This is a genomic window from Kitasatospora sp. NPDC022785 (assembly GCF_055561295.1).
Map to the genome: position 1 here is coordinate 1 of NZ_JBVHHB010000014.1, position 12,016 is coordinate 12,016.

Annotated in this window: 10 protein-coding genes; 5 read left to right on the top strand and 5 right to left on the bottom strand. The window is 74.3% G+C overall.

Going from position 1 to position 12,016, the window contains the following annotated elements; translation table 11 throughout:
* From ACZ3YO_RS21985 to ACZ3YO_RS21995, 3 genes are all read left to right on the top strand, one after another.
* On the top strand, nt 1-477 hold a 477-nt coding region (locus tag ACZ3YO_RS21985; RefSeq protein WP_465571758.1), incomplete at its 5' end, for a hypothetical protein.
* A gap of 260 nt (nt 478-737) precedes the next feature.
* Nucleotides 738-3,581 carry an AfsR/SARP family transcriptional regulator gene (locus ACZ3YO_RS21990; protein ID WP_465571761.1) on the top strand — a complete coding sequence of 948 codons (2,844 nt, stop codon included), beginning with the start codon at nt 738-740 and terminating at the stop codon, nt 3,579-3,581.
* 41 nt (nt 3,582-3,622) lie between these two features.
* Nucleotides 3,623-4,456, top strand: coding sequence for an MBL fold metallo-hydrolase (locus ACZ3YO_RS21995; protein WP_465571764.1), 834 nt, complete (start codon nt 3,623-3,625; stop codon nt 4,454-4,456).
* Between the two features lie 93 nt (nt 4,457-4,549).
* On the opposite strand, the gene ACZ3YO_RS22000 is transcribed toward ACZ3YO_RS21995, so the two are convergent.
* From ACZ3YO_RS22000 to ACZ3YO_RS22020, 5 genes are all read right to left on the bottom strand, one after another.
* The gene (locus ACZ3YO_RS22000) at nt 4,550-5,326 is read right to left on the bottom strand and encodes a 3-oxoacyl-ACP reductase (RefSeq protein ID WP_465543323.1); all 777 of its coding nucleotides are present in this window, start codon (nt 5,324-5,326) and stop codon (nt 4,550-4,552) included.
* Nucleotides 5,323-6,696 carry an aldehyde dehydrogenase family protein gene (locus tag ACZ3YO_RS22005; RefSeq protein WP_465571767.1) on the bottom strand — a complete coding sequence of 458 codons (1,374 nt, stop codon included), beginning with the start codon at nt 6,694-6,696 and terminating at the stop codon, nt 5,323-5,325. Before ACZ3YO_RS22005 ends, ACZ3YO_RS22000 begins: the two co-directional genes overlap by 4 nt.
* Nucleotides 6,693-7,421 carry a gamma-glutamyl-gamma-aminobutyrate hydrolase family protein gene (locus ACZ3YO_RS22010; protein WP_465571770.1) on the bottom strand — a complete coding sequence of 243 codons (729 nt, stop codon included), beginning with the start codon at nt 7,419-7,421 and terminating at the stop codon, nt 6,693-6,695. The genes ACZ3YO_RS22005 and ACZ3YO_RS22010 overlap by 4 nt, the downstream gene beginning before the upstream one ends.
* A gap of 156 nt (nt 7,422-7,577) precedes the next feature.
* Nucleotides 7,578-8,936 (bottom strand): glutamine synthetase family protein, encoded by a 1,359-nt coding sequence (locus tag ACZ3YO_RS22015; RefSeq protein ID WP_465543329.1) that lies wholly within the window; start codon nt 8,934-8,936, stop codon nt 7,578-7,580.
* Complete coding sequence (locus ACZ3YO_RS22020) at nt 8,933-10,384, bottom strand: amino acid permease (protein ID WP_396321096.1); 1,452 nt, start codon at nt 10,382-10,384, stop codon at nt 8,933-8,935. The genes ACZ3YO_RS22015 and ACZ3YO_RS22020 overlap by 4 nt, the downstream gene beginning before the upstream one ends.
* A 334-nt stretch (nt 10,385-10,718) precedes the next feature.
* Here ACZ3YO_RS22020 and ACZ3YO_RS22025 point away from each other — a divergent pair, with 334 nt between their 5' ends.
* Together ACZ3YO_RS22025 and ACZ3YO_RS22030 are read left to right on the top strand one after the other, a co-directional pair.
* Nucleotides 10,719-11,468, top strand: coding sequence for a FadR/GntR family transcriptional regulator (locus ACZ3YO_RS22025; RefSeq protein WP_465571775.1), 750 nt, complete (start codon nt 10,719-10,721; stop codon nt 11,466-11,468).
* A 99-nt stretch (nt 11,469-11,567) separates the two neighbouring features.
* Nucleotides 11,568-11,927: a zinc ribbon domain-containing protein YjdM gene (locus ACZ3YO_RS22030; protein WP_465543332.1), complete on the top strand. Its 360-nt coding sequence runs from the start codon at nt 11,568-11,570 to the stop codon at nt 11,925-11,927.
* Nucleotides 11,928-12,016 lie beyond the last annotated feature (89 nt).

The window sequence follows — 12,016 nt, forward strand, 5'->3', positions numbered from 1 at the left end:
GCCAAGGAAAAACGCTTCCAAACCCTGGCCGACCTCTTCACGACCACGGAAACCATCAAGGCCACCTACACCGACATCGTCCAGCAACGCACCGAAAACGAACAACGCAACCTCACCACCACCACCGAACGACGCACCCAAAACACCCGCACCCAACCCGAACCACCCATCGAACCCACCCAGCACGACCTCCTCGACGAACCGGACGGCCTCGACCTCGACCTCTTCGACTCCATCGGTAGCAGTCCGTTCGCAGACACCGCGACCGAGCCCATCGCCACTCCCCTCCCCGACGAGCTGACGTCCGACCACCCGGCCCGGCCGGCCACGGTCCCCTTGACATACCTCGCCGCCACGACCACGGCTCAGGAGACGAACACGCGTGGGCAGCAGCCCGACTCGACGCCGGTCCCACAGATGACCGAGGCCGACCGGATCGCGGACATCCTGGCGGGCGGCCCACCGGCCTCCGGATGACAGCGCACCCCGGGTCGGCAGCAGAGCGAGGGCGTCCTCCCGACCCGGGGACCGAACGCGCCGGGGCAGGTGACCGCCCGGGAGGCGCGGTCTCCGTGAGCCGGGCAGCCCCCTCCATCCACGCCCGGAGTGAACGGCGGGGGCGCCGGACCCCGTCGGGCGGCGGGTGCCACCTCGCCGTTACTCGCCGGTAGGCTGCCCAAGGCCCCTTCGCCGGGACGGCCGCGCCGGCGGCACACAGGAAGGTCAGGACGGGAACCATGGAGATACGGCTGCTCGGCCCGGTCGATCTGTGCACCGCGGACGGCGAGGCCCTCGCGGTGGGCGGCGCGCAGCGGCGGGCGGTGCTCGCCCTGCTCGCGCTGGAGCTGGGCCGGGCGGTGCCGGTCGAGCGGTTCTTCGAGCTGCTCTGGGGCGACGAACCGCCGACCCACGCGAAGGCGGCGCTGCAGGGCCACATCGCGGCGCTGCGCAAGCTCCTGACCGGTTCGGGCTTCACCCTGCTCACCCGCGCGCCCGGCTACCGGCTCACCGGCGACCCCGGCGCGGTCGACGCGGTCGCCGCCGCGGAGCTGGCCGCGCGGGCCGCGAGGACCACCGACGACACCGCCGCCGCCGCACTGCTCCGGCAGGCGCTCGGGCTCTGGCGGGGCGCCGCCCTCGCCGGCCTCCCGGCCACCCCGCTCCGCGGCGCCCTGGCCGACGGGCTGGACGACGCCCGGACCGGGGCCCTGACCGCGTGGGCGCGGCGGCAGCTGCGCCTCGGGCAGGGCCACACGGCCGTCCCCGCGCTGGAGCAGGCCGTCCGCGCGGACGGCCTGTCCGAGCCCATGACGGCCCTGCTGATGCGCTGTCTGCACCGGAGCGGCCGCAGCCCCGACGCGCTCCGCGTCTACCACCGCTCCCGTGTGCGGCTGGGCGAGGAGCTGGGCGTCACCCCGGGGCCCGCGCTGCAACAGGCCCTCGCCGAGGTCCTGGCCGCCGACCGGGCCGCCGACCCGCCCTGCCGGCCCAGCGCAGCACCCGGCGGAGCCGCCGGGGAGCCCGGCCCGCCCGCGGTACCGGTGGCCGGCCGGCTGCCCGCGCCGCCGCGCGGTTTCGTCGGCCGCGACGCCGAGGACGACTGGCTGGACCAGCAGTGCGGGCCGGAGCGGACCGGGGACGGCCTGGCCGTGGTGGCCGGCCCCGCCGGCGTGGGCAAGACCGCGCTGGTGGTGCGCTGGGCGCACCGCGCCGCGGCGGGCTTCCCGGACGGCCGGCTCTTCGCCGACCTGCGCGGCTTCGACCCGGCCGGCCCGGGCGACCCGGGCCAGGTGCTGGGGAGCTTCCTGCGGGCGCTGGGCCTGCCCGAGGCGGCGATCCCCGAGGACCGGGCCGCGCGGGCGGCGCTCTTCCGGGAGCAGACCCGGCACCGCCGGCTGCTCGTCGTCCTGGACAACGCGCGGTGCGCCGACGACGTCGCCGGCCTGCTGCCCTCGGGGCCCGGCTGCGCCACGGTGGTCACCAGTCGCAACAGCCTGGAGGCCCTGGTGGTCACCGACGGCGCCGCCCTGTGCCAGCTCGCCGCCCTGCCGGCCGCCGACGCGTACCGCCTGCTGGAGCGCGCGCTGACGGCCGAGCGCCTGGCGGCCGAGCCTGAGTCGGCCGGGCGGCTGACCGAGCTCTGCGACCGGCTGCCGCTGGCCCTGCGGATCGTGGCCGGCCGCCTCGCCGCCCGGCCCGGCCGGCCGGTCGCCGACCTGGTGGCGGAGCTGACCGACGAGCGCACCCGGCTGGCCGCCCTCGGTACCCCGGGCGGGGCGGCCGGCGTCCGGACGGCGCTCTCCCTGACGTACCAGCACCTGCCCGAGAACGCGCGGAGCCTGCTCGCCCTGCTGGCCGTGCACCCGGGGGCCGAGGTCGACCCGTACGCGGCGGCCGCCCTGCTCGGCTCGGACGCCGACGGGGCCCGGCACGCGCTCGGCCCGCTCACCGCCCACCATCTGCTGTCGGAGCCCGCGCCCGGCCGCTTCGGGCGGCACGACCTCGTCCGGCTCTACGGCGCGGAGCTGTTCGACCGGCTCCCCGCCGAGCGGCGGCGGCAGGCGTTCCGGAGCCTGGTCGACTACGAGCTGGTCGCCGCCGGCCTGGCGGTGCGGCGGATCAACCCGCTCCACGAGCCGTTCCGGCCGGCGGGGCCCGGGCCGCGGGCGCTGCCACGGCTCGGTGACGTCCCGTCCACGCTCGCCTGGTGCCACGCCGAGGAGCCGGTGCTGCGCGCCCTGGTGACGGCCGCCACCGACCGCGGCGAGTACGAGCGCGCCTGGCGTATGGCCCGGGTGACGGCCACCCTGTACTACGGCGCCGGGCGGGTCTTCGACCGGCTCGCCTGCCTGCGGATCGGGTTGCGGGCCGCCCGGCTGGACGGCGGCCGGGAGGGGCTCGCCGCCATGGAGGCGGCGACGGCGTGCGCGCTCGGCTCCACCGGACGCGTCGTTGAGGCACTGCCGCTCGCCGCGCAGGCCGTCGCGCGGACCACGCCGGACGACGGCGACCTGCACGTCCACGCCCTCTCCGTCCGCGCCTCGATGACCGCGCTGTCCGGCGATCCGGCCGGCGCCGACCGGCTCTCGCAGGCCGCGCTCGCGCTGATCCGGGCGAGCGGGCCGAGCGAGCACGCCGCGACCGTGCTCAGCAACGCGGCGGCCCTCAAGGTCGTCCTGGGCGAGCCCGTGGCCGCGCTGGAGCACGCCCGGGAGACGCGCGCCCTGCTGGCCGGCAACCCGACCGCCAACGCCCACCTGTGGGCGATGGTCAGCGAGGCCCTCGCCCTCCGGGCACTGGGCGAGCGGACGGCGGCCGAGCGGGTCTGGCGGGAGGCCCTGCGCCTGTGCGGGTCGACCGGGAACGTGCGGCTCCACGCCCTGACCCGGCGCCACTTCGCCGAGTTCCTGGCCGGGACGGGCCGGGCCGCCGAGGCCCGCGAGCACCTGCGGGCGGCGGGCGAGCTGTACACCGCGCACGGGGACGTCCGGCCGGCCGAGGAGCTGGACCGGCTGCTCTCCCGGCCGCCCGCCGGCGCGGCCGGCGGCTCCCCGGCCCACGACCACCTGCGGACCGCCTGAAGCAGCTGCGCGGCACCCGTATCCGAAACCCCGGAGGCAAGATGACCATCCACCACCTGGACTGCGCCACCATGTGCCCGCTCGGGGGCCGGCTGCTGCTGGGCAGCGGCGGCCCGCTGGTCGGGCGGCTGTCGGCGCACTGCCTGCTGGTGGAGGGCGCGCAGGGGCTCGTCCTGGTCGACACCGGGTTCGGGACCGCCGACGTCGCCGACCCCCGCCGGCTCGGCCGCGCGCTGCTGGGGGCCGTCCGCCCCCGGCTCGAACCCGCCCGCACCGCCCTGCACCAGGTACGCGCACTCGGCCACGACCCGCGCGACGTCCGCCACATCGTGCTGACCCACCTCGACCCCGACCACGCGGGCGGGATCGGCGACTTCCCGCACGCCGAGGTGCACGTCCTGGCCGACGAACTGCGGGCCGCCACCGCGCCGCCGACCCGCGGCGAGCGGGACCGCTACCGCCCCGTCCAGTGGGCGCACAGCCCGCGCTGGGCGGAGCACCGGGCGGACGACGCCACCGAGGACTGGTACGGCTTCCGCGCGCTCCCCGTACTGCCGCGCGAGGTGCCCGGCCTCCTGCTGGTCCCGCTGGCCGGGCACACCCGGGGCCACTGCGGCGTCGCCGTCCGGGACGCGGACGCGGACCGCTGGCTGCTGCACTGCGGCGACGCCTACTTCTCGCGCGCCGACACCGATCCCGCCTCGCCGCGCAGGCCGCCCGTGCTGAGCGCCTTCCAGCGGATGATGGCCGTGGACGGCCGTGCCCGCCTGCAGAACCGCGAGCGCCTGCGCGAGCTGCGCCGCACGCGCCAGGACGAGGTGGAGCTGATCTGCGCCCACGACACCGCCGACTTCGACCGCTTCGCCCGGGCATAGGCGGGCCGCCCGGGCACAGGCGGGACGCCCGGGCACAGGTGCGCCGGCCGGGGCTCCCTGGGGTGCCCCGGCCGGCCGTGGTGGCGTGGCGGGTTACTGCGGGGTGACGTAGGCGCCGGAGATGCCGCCGTCGACGAGGAAGGTGTTGGCGGTCATGAAGGAGGAGTCGTCGGAGGCCAGGAAGGCGACCGCGGCGGCGATCTCCTCGGGCTCGGCGAAGCGGCCGAGGGGGATGTGGACGAGGCGGCGCGCGGCGCGCTCCGGGTCCTTGGCGAAGAGCTCCTGGAGCAGCGGGGTGTTGACCGGGCCCGGGCAGAGGGCGTTGACCCGGATGCCCTCGCGGGCGAACTGCACGCCCAGCTCGCGTGACATCGCCAGCACGCCGCCCTTGGAGGCGCTGTAGGAGATCTGCGAGGTGGCCGCGCCCATCACGGCCACGAAGGAGGCGGTGTTGATGATGGAGCCCTTGCCCTGGCGACGCATGTGCCCGATCGCGTACTTGCAGCAGAGGTAGACGCTGGTCAGGTTGACCTCCTGGACGCGCTTCCAGGCGTCCAGGCCGGTGGTGAGGATCGAGTCGTCGTCCGGCGGGGAGATGCCCGCGTTGTTGAACGCGATGTCGAGCCGCCCGTACTCGTCCACGGCCCGCTGGAAGAGGTCGCGCACCGCGTCCTCGTCGGTGACGTCGACCTGGACGAAGAGGCCGCCGACCTCGTTGGCGGCCTTGGCACCGGTCTCCGGGTCGAGGTCGGCGCAGACCACCTTGGCCCCCTCGGCGGCGAACCGCCGGGCGGTGGCCAGCCCGATGCCGCTGCCCGCGCCGGTGATGACGGCCACCCGGCCGTCGAGTCGCTCGCTCATGCTGATCATTCCTCCGTGGAGATGAAGACGTTCTTGGTCTGGGTGAAGGCGTCGAGGGCGTCCGGGCCGAGCTCGCGGCCGAGACCGGACTGCTTGAAGCCGCCGAAGGGCGTCGAGTAGCGCACCGAGGAGTGCGAGTTGACGGAGAGGTTGCCGGCCTCCACCCCGCGTGAGACCCGCAGTGCGCGGCCGACGTCCCTGGTCCAGATGGAGCCGGAGAGGCCGTACTCGGTGGCGTTGGCGATGCGCAGGGCGTCCTGCTCGTCGCGGAAGGGGACGACGGTGACGACCGGGCCGAAGATCTCCTCGGTGAACGCCCGGTCGTCGTGCCGCACCGGCGCCAGCACCGTCGGCGGGAACCAGAAGCCGGGCCCGTCGGGGGCGCTGCCCCGGAAGGCGACCGCCGACCCGTCCGGGACGTAGGAGGCGACCCGGGCGTGGTGGGCGGCGGAGATCAGCGGGCCCATCTCGGTCTTCTCGTCGGCCGGGTCGCCGACCCGCACCGCCCGGACGGCGGGCTCCAGCTGCGCCATGAACTCGTCGTAGGCGCAGGCCTCGACCAGGATCCGGGAGCGGGCGCAGCAGTCCTGGCCGGCGTTGTCGAAGACGGCGTAGGGGGCGGTGGCGGCGGCCTTGGCGAGGTCGGCGTCGGCGAACACGATGTTGGCGCTCTTGCCGCCGAGTTCGAGGGTGACCGGCTTCACCTGGGCGGCGCAGCCCGCCATGATCTCCTTGCCGACCGGGGTGGAGCCCGTGAAGACCACCTTCCGCACGTCCGGGTGGGTGACGAAGCGCCGGCCGACCACCGGGCCGCGGCCGGGCAGGATCTGCAGCACTCCCTCGGGAAGGCCCGCTTCGAGGGCGAGTTCGCCGAGGCGCAGGGCGGTGAGGGGGGTGAGTTCGGCGGGTTTGACGATGACGGTGTTGCCGGCGGCGAGGGCGGGGGCCAGCGCCCAGGCGGCGATCGGCATCGGGAAGTTCCACGGCACGATGACGCCGACGACGCCGAGCGGCTCCTGGAAGGTGACGTCGAGGCCGCCGGCGACCGGGATCTGCCGGCCGAAGAGCCGCTCGGGGGCGGCGGCGTAGTACTCGATGACGTCGCGGGCGTTGCCGGCCTCCCAGCGGGCGTTGCCGATGGTGTGGCCGGCGTTGGCGACCTCCAGGGCGGCGAGGTGCTCGCGGTCGCCGTCGACGGCGGAGGCGAAGGCCCGCAGCAGGCGGGCCCGGTCGGCGGGGGCGACCCTGCGCCAGGTGTCGAAGGCGGCCCGGGCGCGGGCGACGGCGGCGTCGGTCTCGGCGAGGCCGGCCAGTTCGACGGTGGTGATCACCTCCTCGGTGGCGGGGTTGACCACCGTGTAGAGGTCGGGGTCGGTCATCGGATTGTCTCCCTGTCGCTGGCAGGAACGAAGCTGGCGTCGACGAGTGCGCGGAAGAGGCGGTGGTCGTCGGGGTCCGTCTCGGGGTGCCACTGCACGCCCAGCGCGAAGCGGTGGCCGGGCAGTTCGAGCGCCTCCACCGTCCCGTCGGCGGCCCGGGCGGTGGCGCGCAGCCCGGCTCCGATCCGGTCGGCGGCCTGGTGGTGGTAGCAGGAGACCTCGGCGGCGGGCCCGAGGACGGTGGCGAGCCGGCTGCCGTCGTGGACGCCGACCCGGTGGCGGACGAATTCGGCCGGGACGATCTGGTGGCTGCGCTCGGGCAGGTGCTGGCGCAGGGTGCCGCCGAGGGCGACGTTCAGCAGCTGCATGCCGCGGCAGACGCCGAGCAGCGGCAGGTCGCGGACGAGGGCTCCCCGCAGCAGTTCCAGCTCCCAGTCGTCGCGGGCGTGGTGCGGCGGGCCGGTGCGGGGGTCGGCGGCGGCCGCGTAGCGGGCCGGGTCGATGTCGGGGCCGCCGGCCAGGACGAGGCCGTCCAGCGCGTCCAGCAGGTGGCCGACGCCGCCGGGCTGCGGCGGCAGCAGCACGGGCGTGCCGCCGGCCACCGCGACGGCGTCCACGTAGGTCTGCGGGACGAGCGAGGCGCGCTGGCGCCAGACGGACCAGGCGGCCTCGTCCTGGTAGCTGGTGATGCCGATCAGGGGGCGTCGGCGGTGGTCACGGGTCACGGTCGCTCTCTGGGGTTCACGGTCACGGCAGGTCGGGCGTCGGTCGCGGAGTTCGTCGCGACATCGGTCGCGGCGTCGGTCGCGGCGTCGGGCGCGGCAGGTCGGGCGTCGGAAGCGACGCCGGAAGCGACGCCGGTCGCGGAGTTCGTCGCGGCTTCACAGTCGTTCGAATCCGCGGCGCCGCTCCCAGTCGGTCACCGCCCGGTCGTAGGCGGCGAGTTCGACCCGGCCGGCGTGGGCGTAGTGGCGGACGACGTCCTTGCCGAAGGCCTCGCCCGCCGCGGCGCTCTGCTCGAAGGCGGTGACCGCGTCGCGCAGGGTGGCCGGCACCCGCGGGGCGTCGGAGGCGTAGGCGTTGCCGGTGAACTCCGGTTCGAGTTCGAGCTGTTGCTCGACGCCGTGCAGCCCGGCCGCGATCAGGGCGGCGACCGCCAGGTACGGGTTGACGTCGCCGCCGGGGACGCGGTTCTCGAAGCGCAGCGACGGGCCGTGGCCGACCACCCGCAGGGCGCAGGTGCGGTTGTCCCGCCCCCAGGCGATCGCGGTGGGCGCGAAGCTGCCGGGCACGTACCGCTTGTAGGAGTTGACGGTGGGGGCGAACAGCAGCGCGAAGTCGGCCAGGCAGGCGAGCTGTCCGGCCAGGAAGTGCTCCATGGTGCGGGAGAACCCGTGCGGCCGGTCCCCGGCGAACACCGGCGCGCCCTGCTCGTCACGGAGGCTGAGGTGGACGTGGCACGAGTTGCCCTCGCGTTCGTCGTACTTGGCCATGAAGGTGAGGCTGTAACCCTCCTGCGCGGCGATCTCCTTGGCGCCGGTCTTGTACACGGAGTGGTCGTCACAGGTGGTGAGGGCGTCGGCGTACTTGAAGGCGATCTCGTGCTGGCCGAGGTTGCACTCGCCCTTCGCCGACTCGACGGTGAGGCCGGCGCCGGCCATCCCGTTGCGCAGCCGGCGCAGCAGGGGTTCGATCCGGCCGGTGCCGAGGACGGAGTAGTCCACGTTGTACTGGTTGGCCGGGGTGAGCCGGGTGTAGTCCTTGTCCCAGGCCTGCTCGTAGGTGTCCCGGAAGACGATGAACTCCAGCTCGGTGGCGGCGTGGGCCTGCCAGCCGTACCCGGCCAGCCGCTCCAGCTGGCGGCGCAGGATCTGGCGCGGGGAGACGGCGACGGCGGTGCCGTCGTGGTGGGTGATGTCGCACTGGACCATGACGGTGGCCGGGTGCCAGGGCACGGTGCGCAGGGTGGCGAGGTCGGGGCGGAACACGAGGTCGCCGTAGCCGCCCTCCCAGGAGGAGATCTCGAAGCCGTCCACGGTGTTCATGTCGACGTCGACGGCGAGCAGGTAGCCGCAGCCCTCGGCGGCGTTCGGGACGACGTCGGTGAGGAAGTACCCGGCGGCGACGCGTTTGCCCTGGAGGCGTCCCTGCATGTCGGTCATCGCGAGGACGACGGTGTCGACGGAGCCGTCGGCCACGCGGCTGCGCAGCTCGTCGAGGGTGAGCCTGGGGCTGTTCAACGGATCTCCAGTTCGGCGTCTTCGGCGTCCGGTGCGGCGGGCCCCGGCGGTGTCTCGTGGAGGCGGGGGCCGGTGAACCAGTGGCGGGCGGAGGCGAGCCACCAGATGCCGGCGAAGCCGACGACCACGGCGACGGCCACGGGCGTGTAGTTGAAGCTCTCGGCGGTGATCGGGTTGACGGTGGGGAGCATGAACAGGACGGTGATCACGGCCGTCCAGCCGACCGCGACGATGCCGATCATCCGGCTCCAGCGGCCCAGGTGCCAGGGGCCACGCGGGAAGGCCTCGCCCTGGCGCAGCCGCAGGTAGACCGGGATGACGTAGGAGATGTACAGGCCGATCACCGAGATCGAGGTGACGGCGGTGTACGCGGTGGAGTTCCACAGCGCGGGCAGGCCGAGCAGCAGGGCGCCGCCGGTGGCCAGCCAGACCGCGTTGGTGGGGGTCTGGGTGCGCGGGTCGATGCGGTGCCAGAGGGAGGATCCGGGCAGTGCGCCGTCCCGCGAGAAGGCGTAGATCATGCGGGAGTTGGCGGTGACGGAGGCCATGCCGCAGAAGAACTGGGCGCCGATGACGATCAGCAGGAGCAGTTCGGCGCCGTTGGTGCCGATGGCGTCGATGAAGATCTGCGCGGGCGGCACCTTGGTCTCGCTGTCGAGCGCGCCGTCGTAGTCGCGGATGGCGAAGGTGATGCCGAGCAGCAGGATCCAGCCGGCCACCAGGGAGACGGTGATGGCGTTGACGATGCCGCGCGGGCCGGAGCGGGCGGCGTCCTGGGTCTCCTCGGTCATGTGGGCGGAGGCGTCGTAGCCGGTGAGGGTGTACTGGGCCATGAGCAGGCCGAGCATGGCCACGTAGAGCTGGTTGTGGAAGCCGGTGTTGTTGACGAACTCGGTGAACACGAAGGAGGCGGAGGCGTGTTGGTCGGGCAGCAGGACGAGCGCGCCGACGATGACGGCGACGCCGACCAGGTGCCACCAGACGGACAGGTTGTTGAGGAAGGCGACCAGCCGTACGCCGCGGGTGTTGAGCAGCCCGTGCAGCGCCAGGATGACGGCGAAGATCTCCACGGTGTGCGCGGGGGTGGCCGCGAAGCCGAACTGGAGGGTGAGGAAGGCGTTGGCGAAGAAGGCGGCGCCGTAGTCGACGCCGGCGGTCACCGCGACCTGGCCCAGGAAGTTGAACCAGCCGGTGAACCAGCTCCAGGCAGGGCCGCGGCTGCGGGCCAGTTTGGCGGACCAGTAGTACAGGCCGCCCGCGGTCGGGTAGCTGGAGCAGATCTCGGCCATCGCCAGCCCGACGCAGAGCGTCAGCAGGCCGACCACCGGCCAGCCCCAGATGATCATCGCGGGCCCGCCGGCGTTCATCCCCGTCCCGTACAGGGTGAGACAGCCGGACAGGATCGAGACGATGGAGAAGGAGACGGCGAAGTTGGAGAAGCCCGACATCGAACGGGCGAGCTCCTGGGTGTATCCCAGCTCGCGGAGCCGTTGTTCGTCGGCGGAAACGGGGGATGTGCCTACCGGAAACACCGGCGGGGAAGGGTGGTCGGGTGAGCGTTCGTCGGTCATGGGCACCCCTGGGGGTTGAGGTGTGCCGGGGCGGTGCGCGGCCACGTCGATGTGGCGCGCCTCCCCGGCGGGCGAGACGGTCGGGCGGCTCTTCAATGGCCTGCATTCAGACCATTGGGGTGGTGAGCAGCATCGTTCACCCCCCGCCGGGGCCGCGTCAAGAGCGGCGCGGGGGGCGGCTGCGGGGAGCGCTCATAGGTACGATTCCGGCGTGGACGTCGACGAAGCACGCGAGCAGGCCCGCGTGGACTGGCAGGCCGGGGCGATCTTCCGGCCCGTGCGGACCGGCAACGCCTTCGAGGAGACCGTCGAGCGCCTCCTCCAGGCGATCAAACTGGGCGTCTTCGGCCACGGCGACCGACTGCCCGCCGAGCGCGACCTCGCCGCCCGACTCGGGGTCAGCCGCGAGACCCTGCGCGAGGCGCTCCGCACGCTCCAGCAGGCCGGCTGCGTCGAGCCGCGCCGCGGCCGCTACGGCGGCACCTTCGTCACCTACCGGATGCCGCCGCCGGACGTCGCCGAGCTGCGCCGGGCCGCCCGCGACCTCGGCGGCGAGCTGGAGGACGCGCTGACCTACCGCCTGGTGCTGGAGGCCGGCGCCGCCGAGGCCGCCGCCCGGCGCGCCCTCTCCCCCGACCAGCGGGCCTACCTGGAACGCCGGCTGGCCGACCTGGAGGGTGCGCCCGCGGAGCAGTACCGGCAGCTGGACTCGCGCTTCCACCTCGCGGTCGGCGAGCTGACCGGCTCGCGCACGCTGGCCGCCGGCATCGCCGAGGCCCGGATGCGCCTCAACGACCTGCTCAACGCCATCCCGATGCTGGACCGCAACATCGAGCACGCCGCCGACCAGCACCGGGCGATGGTCCGGGCGATCCTGGACGGCGACGGCGAGGCCGCCCGCCGCGCCACCGAGGAGCACCTCGCCGCGACGGCCGCACTACTGCGGGGCTTCCTGGTCTGAGGTCTGCGCCGGAGGTCCGCTGCGAGCCGGCACCACCACCCAGGGCATCCGGGTGACCACGGAGCGCGACTCGTAGCCGCGTTCGGATATTCTGGCCGGGTGAGCGAGAACCTGCCCCCGTGTCCCCGGTGCTCCAGCGAGTACACCTACGAGATGAACGCCCTCATGGTCTGCCCCGAGTGCGGCAACGAGTGGGTGCCCGCCGAGGGCGCGGCCGAGGAGTCGGGTGCCGCCGGCGACCGGGTGGTCAAGGACTCGGTCGGCAACGTGCTCAGCGACGGCGACACCGTGACCGTCGTCAAGGCCCTCAAGGTCAAGGGCAGCCCCTCGGGCATCAAGGCGGGCACCAAGGTCCGCAACATCCGGCTGGTCGACGGGGTCGACGGCCACGACATCGACTGCAAGATCGACGGCTTCGGCCCCATGCAGCTCAAGTCGAGCGTGGTCAAGAAGGCCTGACCCCGGGAGTGGGCGCCCGCGTCGGACGGTGACGCCGGGCGCCCTTGACGTGTCATCAGGTCATCCATCCCGGACTATTGACTCGGAGT

Excerpts from the sequence above, each read along its gene's own strand:
- ACZ3YO_RS22005 (WP_465571767.1), bottom strand. The coding sequence starts at position 6,696 with ATGACCGACCCCGACCTCTACACGGTGGTCAACCCCGCCACCGAGGAG.
- ACZ3YO_RS21990 (WP_465571761.1), top strand. The coding sequence starts at position 738 with ATGGAGATACGGCTGCTCGGCCCGGTCGATCTGTGCACCGCGGACGGC.
- ACZ3YO_RS21995 (WP_465571764.1), top strand. The coding sequence starts at position 3,623 with ATGACCATCCACCACCTGGACTGCGCCACCATGTGCCCGCTCGGGGGC.
- ACZ3YO_RS22020 (WP_396321096.1), bottom strand. The coding sequence starts at position 10,384 with ATGTCGGGCTTCTCCAACTTCGCCGTCTCCTTCTCCATCGTCTCGATC.
- ACZ3YO_RS22000 (WP_465543323.1), bottom strand. The coding sequence starts at position 5,326 with ATGATCAGCATGAGCGAGCGACTCGACGGCCGGGTGGCCGTCATCACC.